Annotated in this window: 15 protein-coding genes; 11 read left to right on the forward strand and 4 right to left on the reverse strand. The window is 69.4% G+C overall.

Annotated features, from left to right (window positions below; translation table 11 throughout):
- Positions 1 to 49: 49 nt before the first annotated feature.
- The 3 genes from ASG12_RS05595 (at position 50) to ASG12_RS05605 (ending at position 4,100) form a co-directional block, all read left to right on the forward strand.
- The gene (locus tag ASG12_RS05595) at positions 50 to 1,354 is read left to right on the forward strand and encodes a bifunctional glycosyltransferase family 2/GtrA family protein (protein ID WP_082501662.1); all 1,305 of its coding nucleotides are present in this window, start codon (positions 50 to 52) and stop codon (positions 1,352 to 1,354) included.
- Positions 1,351 to 3,483, forward strand: a complete 2,133-nt coding sequence (locus tag ASG12_RS05600) for a glycosyltransferase family 39 protein (protein WP_055786162.1) — start codon at positions 1,351 to 1,353, stop codon at positions 3,481 to 3,483. The genes ASG12_RS05595 and ASG12_RS05600 overlap by 4 nt, the downstream gene beginning before the upstream one ends.
- Before the next feature lie 128 nt (positions 3,484 to 3,611).
- Entirely contained in the window at positions 3,612 to 4,100 is a 489-nt protein-coding gene (locus ASG12_RS05605) for an FBP domain-containing protein (protein ID WP_055786164.1), read from the forward strand.
- Between the two features lie 13 nt (positions 4,101 to 4,113).
- Here the strand turns inward: ASG12_RS05605 and pip are convergent, their stop codons facing one another.
- Positions 4,114 to 5,085, reverse strand: coding sequence for a prolyl aminopeptidase (gene pip, locus ASG12_RS05610; protein WP_055786167.1), 972 nt, complete (start codon positions 5,083 to 5,085; stop codon positions 4,114 to 4,116).
- Positions 5,086 to 5,181: 96 nt separating this feature from the next.
- On the opposite strand from pip, the gene ASG12_RS05615 reads away from it, so the two are divergent.
- The gene (locus tag ASG12_RS05615; protein ID WP_235456072.1) at positions 5,182 to 6,462 is read left to right on the forward strand and encodes a low temperature requirement protein A; all 1,281 of its coding nucleotides are present in this window, start codon (positions 5,182 to 5,184) and stop codon (positions 6,460 to 6,462) included.
- A gap of 61 nt (positions 6,463 to 6,523) precedes the next feature.
- Positions 6,524 to 7,783, forward strand: a complete 1,260-nt coding sequence (purD, locus tag ASG12_RS05620; protein WP_055787750.1) for a phosphoribosylamine--glycine ligase — start codon at positions 6,524 to 6,526, stop codon at positions 7,781 to 7,783.
- Positions 7,784 to 7,795: 12 nt separating this feature from the next.
- On the opposite strand, the gene ASG12_RS05625 is transcribed toward purD, so the two are convergent.
- Positions 7,796 to 8,719, reverse strand: coding sequence for an alpha/beta hydrolase (locus ASG12_RS05625; RefSeq protein ID WP_055786170.1), 924 nt, complete (start codon positions 8,717 to 8,719; stop codon positions 7,796 to 7,798).
- Positions 8,720 to 8,839: 120 nt separating this feature from the next.
- Between ASG12_RS05625 and ASG12_RS05630 the strand changes: the two genes are divergently transcribed.
- From ASG12_RS05630 to purB, 4 genes are all read left to right on the forward strand, one after another.
- Complete coding sequence (locus ASG12_RS05630; RefSeq protein WP_055786172.1) at positions 8,840 to 10,048, forward strand: aminotransferase class I/II-fold pyridoxal phosphate-dependent enzyme; 1,209 nt, start codon at positions 8,840 to 8,842, stop codon at positions 10,046 to 10,048.
- Between the two features lie 77 nt (positions 10,049 to 10,125).
- The gene (locus tag ASG12_RS05635; protein WP_055786174.1) at positions 10,126 to 10,746 is read left to right on the forward strand and encodes a TetR/AcrR family transcriptional regulator; all 621 of its coding nucleotides are present in this window, start codon (positions 10,126 to 10,128) and stop codon (positions 10,744 to 10,746) included.
- A gap of 78 nt (positions 10,747 to 10,824) precedes the next feature.
- The gene (locus tag ASG12_RS05640; RefSeq protein ID WP_443089082.1) at positions 10,825 to 11,877 is read left to right on the forward strand and encodes a glycerophosphodiester phosphodiesterase family protein; all 1,053 of its coding nucleotides are present in this window, start codon (positions 10,825 to 10,827) and stop codon (positions 11,875 to 11,877) included.
- Positions 11,878 to 12,021: 144 nt separating this feature from the next.
- Positions 12,022 to 13,452: an adenylosuccinate lyase gene (gene purB, locus ASG12_RS05645; protein WP_443089073.1), complete on the forward strand. Its 1,431-nt coding sequence runs from the start codon at positions 12,022 to 12,024 to the stop codon at positions 13,450 to 13,452.
- Positions 13,453 to 13,470: 18 nt separating this feature from the next.
- Here the strand turns inward: purB and ASG12_RS05650 are convergent, their stop codons facing one another.
- Both ASG12_RS05650 and ASG12_RS05655 read right to left on the reverse strand, forming a co-directional pair.
- A complete protein-coding gene (locus tag ASG12_RS05650; RefSeq protein ID WP_082501785.1) occupies positions 13,471 to 15,027 on the reverse strand; it encodes a GMC oxidoreductase in 1,557 nt (518 codons plus the stop codon).
- Between the two features lie 290 nt (positions 15,028 to 15,317).
- Positions 15,318 to 15,845, reverse strand: coding sequence for a mycothiol transferase (locus tag ASG12_RS05655; RefSeq protein ID WP_055786183.1), 528 nt, complete (start codon positions 15,843 to 15,845; stop codon positions 15,318 to 15,320).
- 112 nt (positions 15,846 to 15,957) lie between these two features.
- On the opposite strand from ASG12_RS05655, the gene ASG12_RS05660 reads away from it, so the two are divergent.
- Together ASG12_RS05660 and ASG12_RS05665 are read left to right on the forward strand one after the other, a co-directional pair.
- On the forward strand, positions 15,958 to 16,851 hold the full coding sequence (locus ASG12_RS05660; protein ID WP_055786185.1) for a phosphoribosylaminoimidazolesuccinocarboxamide synthase: 894 nt from the start codon (positions 15,958 to 15,960) through the stop codon (positions 16,849 to 16,851).
- A complete protein-coding gene (locus ASG12_RS05665; RefSeq protein ID WP_055786189.1) occupies positions 16,848 to 18,956 on the forward strand; it encodes a S9 family peptidase in 2,109 nt (702 codons plus the stop codon). The genes ASG12_RS05660 and ASG12_RS05665 overlap by 4 nt, the downstream gene beginning before the upstream one ends.
- The last annotated feature ends 47 nt before the right edge of the window (positions 18,957 to 19,003 follow it).

The raw sequence follows: 19,003 nt of genomic DNA on the forward strand, positions 1-19,003 counted from the left end.
ACAGGTCGGCCGCAGAATCGAGCCAGCCGACTCGATCAGAGTCTCCTGTATGACAGCAGACACCATCGATCGGTCGGGCGACGCGACGTTTCCCGAGCCGACTCGCGCCCCCGAGATGACCGTCGTGGTCGACCGGACCCACCCGACCCCCGAGCTCGACGTGGTGGTCCCGGTCTACAACGAGGAAGCCGACCTCGAGACCTGCATCGTGCGGCTCGCTGAGCACCTGCGGACCCGTGTGCCGTACTCGGCGCGGATCACCATCGCCGACAACGCCAGCACCGACTCGACCCTGGCCGTCGGTGTGGAGCTCGCGCAGACGATGGACAACGTCCGGATCGTCCACCTCGACGCCAAGGGGCGCGGCCGGGCACTGAACGCGGTGTGGAGCGAGAGCGACGCGACCGTCGTCGCCTACTGCGACGTCGACCTGTCGACCGACCTCAACGCGCTGATGCCCTTGGTGGCGCCGCTGTTGTCGGGTCATTCCGACGTCGCCATCGGGTCGCGGCTGTCGCGGTCGTCGCGGGTGGTCCGCGGCGCGAAGCGTGAGTTCATCTCGCGCAGTTACAACCTCATCCTGCGGACCACCATGGGCGCGAAGTTCTCCGACGCCCAGTGCGGGTTCAAGGCCATGCGGGCCGACGTCGCGCGGGCGGTCCTGCCCTACGTCGCCGACACCGGCTGGTTCTTCGACACCGAGCTGCTGGTGCTGGCCGAGCGCATCGGGCTGCGCATCGCCGAGGTGCCCGTCGACTGGATCGACGACCCCAACTCGAAGGTCGACATCGTCAAGACCGCGACCGAGGACCTCAAGGGCTGCTGGCGGGTCGGCCGCGCGCTGGCCCAGGGCGAACTCCCGGTCGCAGAGCTGCGACGCAGCCTCGGCCGCAACCGTTTCGACGACCCGCAGGTGACCGGTGTGCCGCGCGGCATGGTCGGCCAGTTGGTCCGCTTCGCGGTGATCGGCGTGATCTCGACCGTCGCCTACGCGGTGCTGTACCTCATGCTGCACTCGCTGATCGGCGCACAGGCGGCCAACTTCACCGCCCTGCTGATCACCGCGGTGTTCAACACCGCCGCCAACCGCGCGTTCACCTTCGGCATCAAGGGACGCGACGGCGCCGCACGACACCACATGCAGGGCATCGCGGTGTTCGTGTTCGGGTGGGCACTCACCGCCGGATCGCTGTGGGCACTGCACGCGTTCGCCCCCGACGCAGGCAAGCACATCGAGTTGCTCGTCCTCATCGTCGCCAATCTCGTTGCCACCCTGACCCGATTCGTCGCCTTGCGCTGGGTGTTCCGCTCCGCGCACCCGACCACCGAACTCGAGAGTGCAGCCACCGCATGAGCACACTGTCCGACATCCCCTCGGCCCACGCCGACGACGTCACCGACGCCCCCCGCACCGACGGGGGGCGTCGGCCCACGTCGGTGGTGCGCGACCGTATCGGTCTCGCCGTGCTGCTCGCAGGCACGGCCGTGCTGTACCTGTCGAATCTGGCCGCCAACGGCTACGCCAACTCGTTCTACTCCGCGGCCATCCAGGCCGGGTCGGTGTCGTGGAAGGCGTGGTTCTTCGGGTCGTCCGACGCCGCGAACTCCATCACGGTCGACAAACCGCCCATGTCGCTGTGGATCCCGGGTATCGCGGTCCGGATCTTCGGCCTGAACTCGTGGTCCATCCTGGTGCCCCAGGTCCTCATGGGGGTGGCCTCGGTCGCCCTGCTGTACCTGATCGTGAAGAAGTACGTGGGAGCCACGGCCGGCCTCCTCGCCGGTGCCACCCTGGCGCTGACACCCGTTGCGGCCCTGATGTTCCGCTTCAACAACCCCGACGCACTACTGGTGCTGCTGATGATCGCCGCGGTGTGGGCGACGCTCAAGGCCATCGAGGACGGCCGCATCCGCTGGATGATCCTCACCGGTGTGTTCGTCGGATTCGGGTTCCTCACCAAGCAGTTGCAGGTGTTCCTGGTCATCCCGCCGCTGGCCCTGACCTACCTCGCGTTCGGACAGCACACACCGATCAAGCGACTCGGCCACCTGGTCGCCGCACTGGCCGCGATGGCTGTCAGTGCCGGCTGGTGGGTCCTCGCGGTCACCCTGTGGCCGAAGGACTCGCGGCCCTACATCGGTGGTTCGCAACACAACTCGATCCTCGAGCTGACGTTCGGGTACAACGGCTTCGGCCGACTCACCGGCAACGAGACCGGCTCCACCGGCGGCGGCGCACGGCGCGCGACGTCGGAGGCCGCCCAGGGTGCGTTCGGTGCCGGGTTCCCCGGTGGCGCGGGCGGCCCGGGTGGCCGCGGCGGTATGTGGGGCGAGACCGGGTTCTTCCGCATGTTCCAACCCGAACAGGGTGGACAGATCGGGTGGCTGATCCCCACCGCGCTGATCCTCGGTGTCGCCGCCCTCGTGCTGGCGGGACGCGCGGCGCGGACGAACACCCCGCGGGCACTGGTGGCGGTCATGCTGCTCTGGCTGCTCACGACGGCGGTCACGTTCAGTTACATGTCGGGCATCTTCCACGCGTACTACACGGTTGCTCTGGCCCCGGCGATCGCCGGACTCATCGGCGCCGGGGGAGTGCTCTGCTGGCGTGAACGCGGCCGACTCTGGGTGCGACTGGTGCTCGCGGCCGCATTCGTCGTCACCGGCGTCATGTCCTTCGTCCTGCTCAACCGCTCGTCGGACTTCGTGCCGTGGCTCAAGGTCGTCGTGGTGGTTCTCGCGGTGCTCGCCGCGCTCGGGGTGCTCGTCACGCGCATCCCGCGGATCGCGGCGGTGGTCGCCGCGGTGGCGATCGTGATGGGTCTCGCGGGACCGACGGCGTACGCGATCGACCACGTGGCGACGGCGAAGAGCGGCTCCATCATCAGTGCCGGCCCGCAGGTCAAGGGCGGGTTCGGGCCGGGCGGCATGGGCGGACGTCGCGGAGGTCAACGCGGCGCATTCGGCCCCGGCGCCTTCGGTGGTTTCGGTGGTCAGGGCCAGGGCCCCGGCGGTCAGACGCCGCCCGGCATGACCCCCGGCGGGGCGAACCAGGGCGGCGGCACGGCCGCGCGTGCCGAGGCCTTCGGCGGCATGGGCATGGGCGGTCCCGGCGGCGGTCTGCTCGAGGGGTCGAAGCCGACGGCCGAGATGGTCGACCTGCTCGAGAACCACGCCTCGGACTACACCTGGGTCGCGGCGGCCATCGGGTCCAACTCCGCGTCGGGGTATCAGCTCGCCACGCAGAAGCCGGTCATGCCGATCGGCGGGTTCAACGGCAGCGATCCGTCACCCACGCTCGCGCAGTTCCAGCAGTACGTGCGCGACGGGAAGATCCACTACTTCATCGGTGGTGGCCGGATGGGTGGCGGCATGAACACCGAGGGGACGGCCACGGCCATCAGCGAGTGGGTCACCGCGCACTACACCGCGATGACCGTCGGCTCGGTGACGCTCTACGACCTCACCGCACCGAAGGGCTGACCAGTGTCGAACGCGGGTCGAGCAGGCCGACGCGGGTGCCCCGGCACCTGCGTCCGTCCACTCGGCCCGCGTCGGCGGTACCGAAATCCCGTTGCCCGGCCGTCGGGCCTCGCATACGGTGCCTCTCCGTGGAACCCGTGACCGACTCCGACATCCGTGCCTCATTCGTCAACGCGACGAAGGGCGAGATGAAGCGGATCGTGCTGCCCCGCGATCTGTCCGAGACCCGCTGGGAGGACATCGATTTCCTCGGCTGGGTCGATCCGACGTACGCCGGACGGTCGTATGTGGTGACCCCCGGCGACGACGGCCTGGTCGGGGTGGCGCTGCGGTACGAGACCGGCGGCTCGCGCAAGGCACAGATGTGCAAGATCTGCCTGACCACCCATCCCTCGGGCGGGGTGTCGCTGATGACCGCGCGCAAGGCGGGCGAAGCAGGACGCAAGGGCAATACCGTGGGCACCTACATCTGCAGCGACCTCGACTGCTCGCTCTATGCGCGCGGTAAGAAGACGCCGGCGCTGGGCAAGCAGTACCGCGAGGATCTCGACGTCGAGTCGAAGATCGACCGCGTCCGTCAGAACCTGGCCGCGTTCGTGGCGCGCGTCTCCGACTGAGCCGCCCGCGAGCTCACATCGAGGCGAACCGGTCGAGCGCCTCGACGAGGTTTCGGCCCAGCTGCTCCGAGCCGGTGTGGCCGCCGTCGTCGACGACGTGCAGCACGCATCCCGGCCACGCGGCGGCGAGGTCGTAGGCGGTGTCGACGGGGCTCCCCAGATCGTGACGGCCGTGGACCAGCACGCCGGGGATCCCGGCGAGCTTCCCGGCGTCACGGATCAGGGCACCCTCGGCGAGCCAGCCGTAGTGGGAGAAGAAGTGCGCGCAGATCCGCACCAGAGCGATCCGGGCATCCGACGGCCTGCCGCGGAACGGGTTGCCGGAGCTGTTCGGTTCGAGTGAGAGGACGGTGTCCTCCCAGCGACACCATGCGTCGACGGCCGCGAGGCGGACGCTCTCGTCGGGGTCGTTGACGAGGCGGGCGTAGATCTGCACGAGATCGGCTCGCGCGGTGCCGGGTTCGCGTGCCGGCACCCCCGCCGACGCGCGGAAGCGATCCCACTCCTCGGGGAAATAGCGCGCGACACCGCCGTAGAGCCAGTCGATCTCGCGCTTGCGGGTGGTCGTGACCGCCGGGATCACGATCTGCGTGACGCGATCGGGATGGGTCTGCGCGTAGGCGAGGATCAGCGTCGACCCCCACGATCCGCCGTGCAGCAACCACCGTTCGATGCCGAGATGCACACGCACGCGCTCCATGTCGGCGACCAGATGCCAGGTGGTGTTGGTCTCCAACGACGTCGACGGGTCGCTCGCGTGCGGCCGACTCCGGCCGCAGCCGCGCTGATCGACATTGATGATCCGGTATCGCGACGGGTCGAGACTGCGCCCGGCGCCGGGAGAGAACCCCGACCCGGGCCCACCGTGGACGTGCAGCGCCGGCTTCCCGTCGGGGTTGCCGCAGCTCTCCCAGTAGACGAACTGGCCGTCGCCGACGTCGAGCATGCCGTGGTCGTGGGGGACGGTCGGCGGGTACGCAGGCATGAAAGCCAACCTAACGGTCCCTCGACGTCGCGCACGGGGAATGGCCGGTACGTACCATTCCACCCGTCTCGTCCCCGATCGCGCGAAGAGGTCGCCATGACTGCCACCGACGCGGGCTCGTCCGCGCGTAACCCGCTGGCCCATCGGGTCACGCGCATGACCGGCCGCTCCCACGACGAGGAAGGCCGCACCGCCACCAACCTCGAGCTGTTCTTCGACCTCACGTTCGTCGTCGCGTTCTCGCTGGCCGGCACCGAACTCGCCCACTATCTCGCCGAGGGCGACTACACCACCGCCCTCATCGGATTCCTGTTCGCGACCTTCGCCAGCATCTGGGCGTGGATCAACTTCACCTGGTTCGCCTCGGCCTTCGACACCGACGACTGGGTGTTCCGCGTCGTCACGATGCTGCAGATGGGTGGCGTCCTCATCCTCGCCCTCGGCATCGAGCCGGTGTTCACCTCCGTGGCCGAGGGACGCACCATCGACAACCGGGTGGCCGTCCTCGGCTATGTCGTGATGCGCGTCGCCATGATGTTCCAGTGGGTCCGGGCGGCGCTGCAGAGCCCGCAGTACCGGCGGACCTGCCTCACCTACGCCGCGGCGATCCTCATCGCGCAGATCGGTTGGGTGCTGGTGATCGTGCTGGAGATGACCCTGGTCCCGACGTTGATCGCCACCGTGGGGCTCGTCGCCCTGGAACTCGCGGGTCCGTTCGTCGCCGAGACCCGCAACTCCGAGCCGGCGACCCCGTGGCACCCCCACCACATCGCCGAGCGCTACGGCCTGCTGGCGATCATCACCCTCGGCGAGGGCATCGTCGGCACGGTCGTCGCGCTGCAGGCGGTGGTCCACGCGCAGGGCTGGGATGTCGAGACCGCGGTGCTCGGTCTGGCCGGTGTCGCCACCACCTTCGCCATGTGGTGGATCTATTTCGTGGTGCCGACCGGTGACGCGCTGGAACTGCGGCGCAGCAAGTGTTTCGGCTGGGGTTACTCGCACATCCTCGTCTTCATGGCCATCGCGGCCGTCGGTGCCGGTCTGCACGTGGCGGCGCTGTATCTCGAACACGAGGCCACCGTGTCGGCCGCCGTCGTGGTCGCGTGTGTGGCGGTCCCGCTGGGTGTCTATCTCGTGGGCATCACCGCCACGTACTCCTATCTCGTCGAGTTCGACGTCCTGAACGTGCTGCTCGCGATCGGGGCGGTCGCGGTCCTCGGAGGGTCGGTCGCGCTGGCCGCGGGCGGTGTCGAGGTGGTCTACGCACTGATCGTCACCGCGATCGCCCCGGTGGGCGTGGTCGTGCTCGACGAGCTGATCGGCACCCGCCATCGTGCGGAGGCCCTCGACCGGCTGCGTGCCCGCGTGGCCGGGTGAGCGCGTACCGGACGCGTTGGTCCGGGGCCCCTCCACGGTGCGGCCGGTAGAGTCACCGCTCGTGCGAGTACTGGTGATCGGATCCGGCGGCCGCGAACACGCGCTTCTGGTGGGACTCTCGGCCGACCCGTCGGTGACGTCGTTGCACGTGGCACCCGGTAACGCCGGGACCGCGGCACTCGCCACCAACCACGCGGTCGATGTCGCCTCGAGCGAGGCCGTGGTCTCCCTGGCCGCGGAGGTCGACGCCGATCTGGTGGTCATCGGACCCGAGGTTCCGCTGGTCCTGGGGGTCGCCGATGCGCTGCGTACCGCCGGCTTCGCGACGTTCGGTCCGTCGGCCGCCGCCGCGCAGATCGAGGGCTCGAAGGCGTTCGCGAAGGACGTCATGGCCGCGGCCGGGGTGCGCACCGCCTACAGCGAGATCGTCGACACCCCCGCCCACCTCGATGCCGCGCTCGACCGCTTCGGTCCCACCTGGGTGGTCAAGGACGACGGTCTCGCCGCCGGCAAGGGCGTCGTCGTCTCGCCCGACCGCGATGCCGCCCGCGCCCACGCCGCTGATCTCCTCGAACTCGGCCACCCGGTGCTGCTCGAATCGTTCCTCGACGGTCCCGAGGTGTCGCTGTTCTGTCTCGTCGACGGCACCGGCGTGGTGCCGCTGCTGCCTGCGCAGGACCACAAGCGCGTCGGCGACGGCGACCGCGGCCCCAACACCGGGGGGATGGGTGCCTACACCCCGTTGCCGTGGTTGCCCGACGGCGTGGTGGAGCAGATCGTCGACGAGGTGGTCCGGCCTGTGGCGGCCGAGATGGCCACGCGGGGAACGCCGTTCAGCGGACTGCTCTACGCGGGCCTCGCGATCGGGCCCGACGGTCCCGCCGTCGTCGAGTTCAACTGTCGCTTCGGCGATCCCGAGACCCAGGCCGTCCTCGCGCTGCTCGACTCGCCGCTGGGTGAGGCCCTGCACGCGACCGCGACGGGTGCGCTGGCCTCACTCGCGCCCCTGCGGTGGCGCGACGGTGCGGCGGTCACCGTGGTCGTCGCCGCCGAGCACTACCCCGCGTCGCCGCGCACCGGCGACCCGATCACCGGCAGCGACGCCGAAGGAGTCCTCCACGCGGGCACCGCGTTCGGCGCCGACGGTGCGGTGATCTCCAGCGGCGGACGTGTGCTGAGCGTGGTGGGCACCGGCGCCGACCTCGGTGAGGCGCGCAAGCAGGCCTACGAACGACTCGCGGGTGTGAAACTGGCCGGGGCACATCACCGTTCGGACATCGGGCTGGCGGCGCTCGAGGGTCGCATCACCATCCCCACCTGAACCTTCCCGGGGTCAGGCCGCGAGATTGCGGCCGAGGAACGCCAACTGGTCGGGGAGGACACTGCGCCAGAAGCGATTGTTGTGCCCGCCGGGCGCGGTGGTGAAGGCCGCAGGCGGGTGCAGGCCGGCCATCCACTGGCGTGTGTAGAGGTAGAACTGGTCGCTCGCACCGATGTCGATGAGCAGCGGGATCTTCGCGAACGCGTTCTGCGCACCGAACATCGAGTTCGCCTGGTAGTCCTGCGGGCTGTCGAACGCGCGTGGCGGGAACGTTCGTGGATCACCCCACAGCGCAGGCGAACTCGCGGCGATCGCGGCCACCCGCTGCGGTCCAAGGATGGCACCGATCCGCAGTGCACCGTAGCCGCCCATCGACCACCCGTAGAGGCCGATCCGGTCGGTGCGCAGGCCCAGCGAGGTGTCGGAGGTGAGCATCGGGAGGAACTCGTCGATGATCATCGCCGCGGAATCGGCCCCGTCGAGGCGAGGGTGGTAGTAGTTGCGCCCGGTGTCGGGAGCGGCCAGCGCGAACGGCGCCGTGCCCGCCGCCACCGACTGCGCGAGATAGCGGTGCATCTGCAGACTCGAGTCGAACGCGGTGCGCTCGTCGGTGTTGAGCGCATGCAGCACCAGGACCACCGGCAACAGACCGGTGACGCCGGGCGGCCGCGCCACCACCCATCGGGTCTCGCGCCCGGCCATCTTCACCGACCGGAAACTGCCGGTGATCAGCGTCGGATCGTTCGGGGCGACCGATGTCGGCACCGTCGACTCCGGTGAGACCTCGTCCTCCCGTTGCGGTTGGGCCGCGCGACGCGGGTCCATCCGGCCACGGTCGTCGTCGGCGCAGGCCGCGAGCACCGGAGCACCACCGACGGCCAACGCCGACATCCCCAGCGCGGCACGCAGCACCGTACGACGATCGAGTGCGGTCATGAACCCGGTCGTCCCCTTCTGCTCTACCCGTGGTCTGTCTCGGCCCCCGCGCCGACATCGTGGTGTCGGCGAACGACTCCACAGGCTACCGGTGAACCCGCGCGACGTTAGTGTCGAGCCATGTCCGCACCAGGCAGTTCACGAGCGGGGAGTGCGCGAGCAGAGGGCTCGCAGCGTTCCGACATCGCGATGTTCCACGTGATGGACGTCCTCGCCGCCTGCGCCGCCCGTCGCGCGGCAGGACTCGAGGTGGTGTCGCTGGCGGCAGGGCAGCCGTCCACACCCGCCCCCGCGCCGGTGCTGCGGGCGGTGCGCTCGGCACTGGCCGCCGACGTGCTCGGCTACACCGAGTCGGCCGGCATCGCGCCGCTGCGCACCGCGATCGCCGGGCACTACCGGACGCGGTACGGCCTCGAGGTCGACCCCGCCGACGTCGTCGTGACGACCGGCTCGTCGGGTGCCTTCACGCTGATCTTCCTGGCTGCGTTCGATGTCGGGGACCGCGTCGCGATGGCCCGCCCGGGATATCCGGCCTACCGCAACACCCTGCGTGCCCTGGGGTGCGAGGTGGTCGAACTCGACTGCGGTGCCGCGACCGGGTTCGTGCCCACCGTCGAGATGCTCGACGCCCTCGACTCCCCACCCGCGGGACTCATCGTGGCCAGCCCCGCCAACCCGACCGGCACCGTCATCACCCCGCACGATCTGGCCGCACTGGCCACCTGGTGCGCCGACCACGGCACCCTGCTGATCTCCGACGAGATCTATCACGGCATCGAGTACGCCGGCCCCACGTCCTGTGCCTGGGCGACGTCGCGAGAGTCGGTGGTGATGGGGTCGGTGTCGAAGTACTTCTCGATGACCGGATGGCGCCTGGGATGGATGCTGGTGCCGCAGCGCTACCGGCGCGGGGTCGAACGCCTCACCGCGAACCTCACCATCTGCCCGCCGGCGGTGTCGCAGGCGGCGGCCGTCGCCGCCTTCGACCCGGAGTCGATCGCCGAATGTGATTCGCACGTCGAGAGATACGCCGCCAACCGTGCGGTACTGCTCGACGGTCTCGCCACCCTCGGTGTCACCGACATCGCCCCACCCGACGGCGCGTTCTACGTCTACGCCGACATCGGCGACGTCACCGACGACTCCCTGTCGTGGTGCGCGCGGGTGCTGGCCGACACCGGCGTCGCGATGGCGCCCGGCGCCGATTTCGACACCCGCTCGGGCAACCGGACGGTGCGGCTGAGCTTCGCCGGCACCACCGCCGAGATCGAGCGCGGCCTGGAGTTGCTCACCCCGGTGTTCGAGACCTCGCGCCTGCACGCGGGCTGATCGCGGCGCCACCCTGGGGTGGGGCCGTTTCGGCCAAAACACGGTGACGTGCACCACACATTTGGCAGCATGATCGGATGACGTCGGCAGCCACGCCCAAGGGAATGCGACGGCGTGCCCGATTGATCTCCGCCGCAGCAGAACTCCTGCTCGAGGGCGGCTTCGACGCGGTGCGCCATCGCGCCGTGGCCGACCGGGCCGGGCTGCCCCTGGCGTCGACGACCTACTACTTCGAGTCCCTCGAAGACCTCATCGTGGAGGCCGTCACCTTCGCCTGTCACCACGACGAGGAGGCGATCCGACTGCGGTCGGAGATGCTCACCCGTCGCCGGCGGGGACACGAGGCGACCGCCGAGGCGCTGGCCGACGTGTTCGTCGGCGACGGCACCACCCGCGACGAGCTGACGACGCGATACGAGATGATCGTGCTCTGCGCGCGGTTCCCGCGGCTGCGGCCGGTGCTCGCCAACCGCCGCAAACTCCTCGCCGGCCTGCACTGCGAGGTGCTCGAGAAGTCCGGCCGGGTGGGCAGTCCCGAGCGGGTCAACCAGCTGATGGCCGTGGTCGACGGCGCCGTCGTGGGTGCGCTCGCCGATTCGGTCGACGACGTCATGGAGGTCACGCGCATCGCGCTGTGCGACGTCGTCGACGTGCTGGCGCCGGTCCACGCCGACGACCGTCGGCTGAACAGTCGGTGAACTCGACCGTCGCCGTTCGGTGATCGCCGCCGACCGCCCCTACCGTGAGGTTCCGTGATGACCTCTCGACGCCGCAGACTGCGCCCCCTCTCCGCCGCCCTCGCCATCGTTGCTGTCTCCGCGGTCGGTCTGGCCGGGTGCGGGTCGGATTCCCCCGACGCCTCGTCGGCGTCGTCGTCATCGGCGTCGAGTGCCGTGCGGACGGTCGACCTGCAGGCACATCGGGGTGGCCGCGGCGAGCACACCGAGGAGTCGCTGTACGGCTTCGAGCAGTCGATCAAGCTGGGCGTGAGCACCCTCGAACTCGACATCGTCCTCACCAAGGACCTCGCGCCGATCATCTGGCACGACCCCACCATCGACGCCACCAAGTGTTCGGACACGGCGCCGGTCACCGCGGGCGACCCGCAGTTCCCGTACGTCGGGAAGGTCGTCCACGATCTCACCTACGCCCAGATCGAGACGCTCGAATGCGGCAAGAAGCTGGCCGCCTACCCCGACGCGAAGGTGGTCGAGGGCAACAAGATCGCCACGCTGCCACAGCTGTTCGCGCTCGCCGACAAGTACAAGGCCGGTGTCCGCTACAACGTGGAGACCAAGATCGAGGGCGAGAAGCGCACCGAGTCGGCCACCCCGCAGCAGTACGTGGACGTGATCCTCGGCGCGGTGAAGGCGGCGAACAAGACCGACAAGGTCGAGATCCAGAGCTTCGACTGGCGCACCCTGCCGCTGGTGAAGCAGGCCGCACCGTCGATCCCGCTGGTCGCGCTGTGGGACGAGACGACATGGAAGCCGAACTCGATGTGGACCGGCTCGGTCGACTACGCCTCGGTGGGCGGTGACGTGATCGCCGGCGCGCAGAAGCTGGGTGTGCAGGTGCTCTCGCCGGGCTACTCGGTGCCCTACGGCCAGACCACGAAGGACAAGGACTTCGCGTTGGTCGCCGACAAGGCGTTCGTGGAGCGCGCGCACGCGATGGGCTTCACGGTGGTGCCGTGGACCATCGACGACGTCGACGTGATGAACGCCCAGATCGACGCCGGCGCCGACGGCATCATCACCGACTACCCGACGCGTCTGCGTCAGGTCCTCGCCGATCGCGGCCTGCCGCTGCCCAAGGCCTACTCCTGACCCCAACCCCGCTGACGACCGCAGTTGGGCACGTAACGACCGCAGTTGGGCAGGTAACGACCGCGGTTGGGCACGTAACGACCGCAGTTGGGCAGGTGACGACCGCGGTTGGGCAGCTGCGCCGGTCAGGGCACAATGAGCGCCGTGTCGGAAAAGCCTCGGATCTCCAATGTCCTCGCCGGTCGCTACGCATCGGCCGATCTGGTGGCGCTGTGGTCGCCGGAACACAAGATCGCCCTCGAGCGGCAACTGTGGATCGCGGTCCTTTCGGCGCAGCGTGATCTGGGTGTCGACGTCCCCGACGGCGTCATCGACGACTACACCCGCGTGATCGACCGGATCGACCTGTCGTCCATTGCCGATCGCGAGCGCGTCACCCGCCACGACGTGAAGGCCCGCATCGAGGAGTTCAACGCCCTCGCCGGCCACGAGCACATCCACAAGGGGATGACGAGCCGCGATCTCACCGAGAACGTCGAGCAGCTGCAGATCCTGCGTTCGCTCCAGCACGTGCACGCCCACGGGGTCGCGGTCGCGGCACGGCTGGCCGATCGCGCCGCGGAGTACTCGTCGATCGTGATGGCCGGGCGCAGCCACAACGTCGCCGCGCAGGCCACCACTCTCGGCAAGCGATTCGCCTCGGCCGCAGACGAACTCCTCGTCGCGCTGACCCGACTGCGGGAACTCATCGACCGATACCCGTTGCGCGGCATCAAGGGCCCGATGGGCACCTCGCAGGACATGCTCGACCTCCTCGACGGCGACGCCGCCAAGCTCTCCGAGCTGGAGTCGAAGATCGCTGCACACCTGGGTTTCTCGCACTCACTCACCTCGGTCGGCCAGGTGTACCCACGGTCACTCGACCACGACGTCGTCTCCGCGCTGGTGCAGGTGGCGGCCGGCCCGTCGTCACTGGCGCACACCATCCGCCTGATGGCGGGCCACGAACTGGTGACCGAGGGCTTCCAACCCGGCCAGGTCGGAAGTTCGGCGATGCCGCACAAGATGAACACCCGCAGCTGCGAACGGGTCAACGGGCTCACGGTGATCCTGCGGGGCTACGGATCGATGGCCGCCGAACTCGCCGGCGCCCAGTGGAACGAGGGTGACGTGTTCTGCTCGGTGGTGCGTCGCGTCGCACTGCCCGACGCGTTCTTCGCGATCGACGGACTGATGGAGACGTTCCTGACCGTGCTCGCCGAGTTCGGTGCATATCCGGCGGTGATCGAGAAGGAGCTGGCCCGCTACCTGCCGTTCCTCGCGACCACGAAGGTGCTGATCGCGGCGGTGCGCGCCGGGGTGGGCCGCGAGACCGCACACGAGGCGATCAAGGAGAACGCGGTCGCCGTCGCGCTGGCCATGCGCGAGGAGGGTCGTGAGCCCGACCTGCTCGACCGCCTCGCCGCCGACGACCGACTTCCGCTCGACCGCGCGGCACTCGACGCCGCCCTCGCCGACAAGCACGCGTTCATCGGTGCCGCCGAGGCGCAGGTCGCCGACGTCGTCGCCGCGGTCGGCCGGCTCGTGGAGCAGTACCCCGACGCCGCCGCGTATGCGCCGGCGCCGATCCTCTGACCGACTGCCGACCGCGGCTCAGCCGCCGGCGGCGATGACGGCCTCGATGTTGCGCTCGGCGAGGGCGGTGATCGTCAACGAGGGGTTCGCCGTGCCGGTGGAACCCGGAATGAGCGCGCCGTCGACCACGTACAGGTCGCGGTAGCCCTCGACACGACCGTGGGTGTCGGTGGCGCGGCCGAGCACGACACCGCCGAGCGGGTGGGCGGTGAAGCGGGTGTTCACGTCTCTCGCCAACGGCCCTGCGCCGACACCGATCCCGCTGCGTTCGGCGATGCGGGAGTGCACCGCACGCAACGCGTTCTCGACGTCGCGGTTGCCACCCCGCGGCCACCGCAGGTCGACCTGTCCCGTGGAGCGGTCGAGCACGAACCGCCCACGGGTGCCGTCGAGCACCATGCCGAGTGAGCCGATCAGCGACAGGTCGACAGGGTTCCCGGGTACATACCAGTTCTCCAGCGACACAGCGGTTCCGGTGGATTCGTCGACGATCCGCGTGGCCGACGGTGACGCCTGGACGAGGCCGTTCGCGCGGAGATCGGGCCCGCGCACCAGGGCGGCGTCGCCGTTGGTGCCCCAGCCCTCGCCGACCGCGCCGCTCAGGTCTGGCAGGGTGCCGGTGTCGCGGGCGCGGACCAGCAGGGCCGAGGTCCCCATCGATCCGGCGCCGAGGAACAGGCGCCGACAGCCGATGGTGCGGCGACGGATCACGGTGGCGTCGGGGGCGAGTTCGGCGACGGTGAGGACGAATCCGGTTGCGTCGCAACCGATGTCGATGACCTCGTGGCGGGGATGGATGTGCACCCGCCCGGTGGCCTCGGCCTGTCGGAGATAGGTCGATCGCAGGTCGTTCTTGCTGCCGTCGGCGTTGCCGAGGTTCGATTCGCCGATGATCGCCGAGGGACGGACCGCGCCCCGCAGTTCGGCGCGGACGATGTCCCAGTCCCAGATGCCGTCGATGCGTTGCAGCGCGTACCCGGCGCGACGGGCCTCGGCGTCCCACACCCGCGAGTGGGTGAAGGGTCCCGATGCCACGACGTCCGAAGGCATCGGTGATCCGCCCAGACCCCGAAGAGCCCGGGCGTAATACGGGGTCATCGCGTCATGATCGAGGGTGGAGCCGAACACCGCCTCGAAGAACCGGCGCTCGGGCCGCACGAGGGCGCCGGTGAACACCAGTGATCCGCCGCCGACGCCCGCACCCCGCCACACCTCGAGGTCGCCGTGCTCGGTGGCCTCGAGCACTCCGCCGAAGGAGTCGACGGGGACCTGGTGGAGTCCGGTGAGCGGGACGGGATTGACGGTGCGGCGCCAGTAGCCGCGCCCGTCGGGCAGCACGTCGTTGGCGAAGATCGCGCGGTGCGGGTCGATCGGCCAGCGCGAGCCGCGTTCGAGCACGGTGACATCGAGTCCGGCCTGTCCCAGACGCAATGCGGTGACGGCGGCCCCGAACCCGGTGCCCACCACGATGGTGTCGCTGAACGCGGGCGCCGACGGCACCCGGCGATAGATCTCGGGGACCAGCGCACGGTAGGCGGGCTCGCCGACGGGCGAGGCGACGGCACGGGCAGCCATCGGACCCAGGGCTGCGGTGGCAGCGACACCGGCGGCGGCTCGCGTCGCCCCCGTGATGAACGCACGTCTGTCGAGCACTGATGGACCCCCCGGCCGCCGATGTGTGCGGTGATTCCGCACTGCTGTCCGCGGCCGCCACGTCGGGGCTCGTCACCTCTGGTGTGACCGCGTGGACACATCCTCACCACGAATCTGACAAGCCGCGAATCCAGATGGGCCGAAGTGACGAGTCGGTGGTCGGGGTCGGATTGTGACGCCGGTCGGTCGGCATCGGTGGGTGTGGTCGGCGTCTACCCCGAGGTCGCCGCGCGGTGGGCGACGCCGGCGATGAACTGGGCCTGTCCCAGGTGCAACGTGATGTCGTTGACGACACTCACCAGTCGGACCCCCGCGGTGACCGGCGGGTCCCAGTTGTTGTCGACGACCCGCTCGATCTCGTCGGCATCCACCCCGCGGACATAGTCCAGAGTGGCGGAGTGCACGGCATGGAAGTACCCGGCCAGCGTGGCGCCGTCGCCGGGGACCGCGGCGACCTCGTCGCTGGACTGTCCGTAACCGGTCGCCCAGTCGTCGAAGGGGAGATCGAACCGGTCGCGCCACTGCGGCCACACCTGATCGCGGCCCGACAGCCCCGTGATGTGGTCGTCGACGACCCGCGCCGAATGCCAGATGAGCCAGGCGATGGTGTTCGCATCGGCGTCGATCCGGTGTGTGAGCACCGCGGGATCGGCGTCGTCGGTCAACGAGGCGACAGCGTCGTCGACACGGGTGAACGCGTCGACGAGGACGTCGTGCAGGGCGGTGGCGTCGTCGGCCATGGTGGCTCCTCACAGGTCGGTGTCGTGATCGTGTGATCGGTGCAACGTCACGGCGGGGGCCGTGCCATCCCCGCAGGGGCGGCCAACCGGGTCGCGCCACTAGCCTGAGGGAATGCGTCCCACCCTCGAGTCCTACCGCCACGTGGCGTCGGGCAAGGTCCGCGAGCTCTACGAGATCGACGACGACACGCTGCTGATGGTGTCGTCGGACCGGATCTCCGCCTTCGACCACATCCTCACCACGCCCATCCCCGACAAGGGGCGTGTGCTGACCGCGATGTCGTTCTTCTGGTTCGACACCCTCGGCGTGCCCAACCACCTGGCCGGCGACGCCACCGACGAACGCATCCCGGGATCGGTCCTCGGGCGCTCGATGGTGGTGCGCAGGCTGCCGATGCTGCCCGTCGAATGCGTTGCCCGCGGGTACCTCACCGGATCGGGGCTCCTCGACTACCGGGCGAACGGCGCGGTCTGCGGCATCGCACTGCCCACCGGACTCGACGAGGCATGGCAGCTGCCCGAACCGATCTTCACTCCCGCCAGCAAGGCCGACATCGGCGACCACGACGAGAACATCGACTTCGACGCCGTCGTCGACAAGGTCGGGCCCGACGTGGCGCAGGCGGCCCGGGCGCTGACGCTCGACATCTACACGCGCGGTGTCGACCTGGCGCGTGAGCGCGGGATCATCCTGGCCGACACCAAGTTCGAGTTCGGTACCGACGCCGACGGCGGTCTCGTGCTGGCCGACGAGGTGATGACCCCGGACAGTTCCCGCTACTGGGACGCGCAGACCTACACCCCGGGACAGGTGCAGCCGAGTTTCGACAAGCAGATCGTGCGCAACTGGCTCACCGGCCCCGACTCGGGGTGGGACAAAGCCGCCGACGGGCCGCCACCGCCACTGCCCGACGATGTCGCCGAGCGCACCCGTCGCCGGTACATCGATGCCTACGAACGTATCTCGGGTCTGTCGTTCGACGACTGGCCGAAGGAGGAGCAATGACCACCGCACCGCAGGCTCCCGCCGCGAAGAAGGTCCCGGTCACCCGCGTCCACCACGGCGACGAGGTGGTCGACGACTACGAGTGGCTGCGCGAGAAGGAGGACCCCGAGGTCATCGCCTTCCTCGAGGCGCAGAACGCGCTCACCGAGGCCGACACCGCGGAACTGGCCGATCTGCGCACGGCGATCTACGGCGAGATCAAGGCGCGCACACAGGAAACCGACATGTCGGTGCCGTCGCGCCGAGGGAAGTACTGGTACTACGCGCGGACGGTCGAGGGCAAGCAGTACCCGCTGCGGTGTCGTGCGCCGATCGCCGGCGACGACGACTGGGATCCGCCGACGGTGTCGGGCGACGCCCCGCTCCCCGGCGAACAGGTTCTGCTCGACTCCAACCTCGACGCCGAGGGGACCGACTTCTACAGCCTCGGTGCGTTCTCGGTGACCGACGACGGCGATCTGCTCGCCTACAGCGTCGACGTCAAGGGCGACGAGCGGTACACGTTGCGTTTCAAGGATCTTCGCACCGGTGAGATGCTGGCCGAGACGGTCGAGAACACCGCGCCCGGCGCGACGTGGTCGCACGACGGCAGGCACATCTTCTACCTCACCGTCGACGACGCGTGGCGGCCCGACACCGTGTGGCGCCACGATCTCGGCGCCGGTACCGACGACGTGAAGGTCTTCCACGAGCCCGACGAACGATTCTGGGTCGGCATCGGCGGGACACGCAGCGACAAGTACCTGATGATCGGGCTGGGCTCGAAGATCACCTCCGAGGTCCACGTTCTCTCGGCCGACGACCCGACCGGCGAGTTCCGCGTGGTGTGGCCGCGTCGCGACGGCGTCGAGTACGACGTCGAGCACGCCGTCATCGGAGGCGAGGACCGGTTCCTCATCACCCACAACGAGAACGCCGAGAACTTCGAGTTGCTCGACGCCCCGGCCGACGACCCCACCGCCACCCGCGTCCTCGTCCCGCACTCCGACGAGATGCGCATCGAGGGTGTCGACGCGTTCGCCGACCAGCTGGTGCTCAGCTACCGACGCGGAGCGACCCCGCGGATCTCCATCGCCGACATCCGCGACGCCTCGAGCGCGACCGAGGTCGCGTTCGAGGAGGTGACCTTCGACGAGCCACTGTCGACGGCAGGCCTCGCGGGCAACCCCGAGTGGGCGGCGCCGCGCCTGCGCATCGGGTACTCCAGCTTCATCGAGCCCAGCGAGGTCATCGACCTCGACGTGCGCACCGGCGAGCGGATCCTGCTCAAACGGCAAGTGGTGCTGGGCGAGTACGACGCCGGTGACTACGAGCAGCGACGCGAGTGGGTCACCGCCGCCGACGGCACGCAGATCCCGTTGTCGATCGTGAGCCGCAAGGATGTGTCGCGGCCGGCGCCCACGCTGCTCTACGGGTACGGCTCGTACGAGGCGAGCATGGATCCCGGCTTCTCGATCGCACGGCTGTCGCTGCTCGACCGCGGTGTCGTGTTCGTCATCGCCCACGTCCGCGGCGGCGGCGAGATGGGGCGGCACTGGTACGAGAACGGCAAGACGCTCACCAAGAAGAACACCTTCACCGACTTCGTCGACGCCGCACGGCATCTCGTCGACACCGGTGCCACGTCGCCGTCGCAGCTGGTGGGGGAGGGCGGCTCGGCCGGTGGCCTGCTGATCGGCGCCGTCGCCAACCTCGCGCCCGAGCTGTTCAGCGGCATCCTCGCCGTCGTCCCGTTCGTGGACCCGTTGACGTCGATCCTCGATCCGTCGTTGCCGCTGACCGTCATCGAGTGGGACGAGTGGGGCAACCCGCTGGAGAACGCCGAGGTCTACGAGTACATGAAGTCGTACTCGCCGTATGAGAACGTCGCGGCCGTCGCGTACCCCTCGATCCTGGCGATCACCTCGCTCAACGACACCCGCGTGATGTACACCGAGGCCGCGAAATGGGTTGCGCGTCTGCAGGACACCACCACGTCCGACAACCCCATCCTGTTGAAGACGGAGATGAGCGCCGGACACGGCGGCGTCAGCGGTCGCTACAAACAGTGGGAGGAAGTCGCCTTCGAACACGCCTGGGTCCTCCGCCAGACCCGAGCCATCTGACCCCACCCCACCCCACCCGCCAGTTGGGCCGTCGTTTCCCGCAGTTG

The sequence above is a fragment of the Williamsia sp. Leaf354 genome, from assembly GCF_001424365.1.
In the GTDB taxonomy this organism is placed as follows: Bacteria; Actinomycetota; Actinomycetes; order Mycobacteriales; family Mycobacteriaceae; genus Williamsia_A.

What these genes read in the sequence shown, in the direction of transcription:
- ASG12_RS05595 (WP_082501662.1), top strand. Translation starts at nt 50, where the DNA reads ATGACAGCAGACACCATCGATCGGTCGGGCGACGCGACGTTTCCCGAG.
- ASG12_RS05600 (WP_055786162.1), top strand. Translation starts at nt 1,351, where the DNA reads ATGAGCACACTGTCCGACATCCCCTCGGCCCACGCCGACGACGTCACC.
- pip (WP_055786167.1), bottom strand. Translation starts at nt 5,085, where the DNA reads ATGCCTGCGTACCCGCCGACCGTCCCCCACGACCACGGCATGCTCGAC.
- ASG12_RS05615 (WP_235456072.1), top strand. Translation starts at nt 5,182, where the DNA reads ATGACTGCCACCGACGCGGGCTCGTCCGCGCGTAACCCGCTGGCCCAT.
- ASG12_RS05625 (WP_055786170.1), bottom strand. Translation starts at nt 8,719, where the DNA reads ATGACCGCACTCGATCGTCGTACGGTGCTGCGTGCCGCGCTGGGGATG.
- ASG12_RS05630 (WP_055786172.1), top strand. Translation starts at nt 8,840, where the DNA reads ATGTCCGCACCAGGCAGTTCACGAGCGGGGAGTGCGCGAGCAGAGGGC.
- ASG12_RS05635 (WP_055786174.1), top strand. Translation starts at nt 10,126, where the DNA reads ATGACGTCGGCAGCCACGCCCAAGGGAATGCGACGGCGTGCCCGATTG.
- ASG12_RS05650 (WP_082501785.1), bottom strand. Translation starts at nt 15,027, where the DNA reads ATGGCTGCCCGTGCCGTCGCCTCGCCCGTCGGCGAGCCCGCCTACCGT.
- ASG12_RS05655 (WP_055786183.1), bottom strand. Translation starts at nt 15,845, where the DNA reads ATGGCCGACGACGCCACCGCCCTGCACGACGTCCTCGTCGACGCGTTC.
- ASG12_RS05660 (WP_055786185.1), top strand. Translation starts at nt 15,958, where the DNA reads ATGCGTCCCACCCTCGAGTCCTACCGCCACGTGGCGTCGGGCAAGGTC.
- ASG12_RS05665 (WP_055786189.1), top strand. Translation starts at nt 16,848, where the DNA reads ATGACCACCGCACCGCAGGCTCCCGCCGCGAAGAAGGTCCCGGTCACC.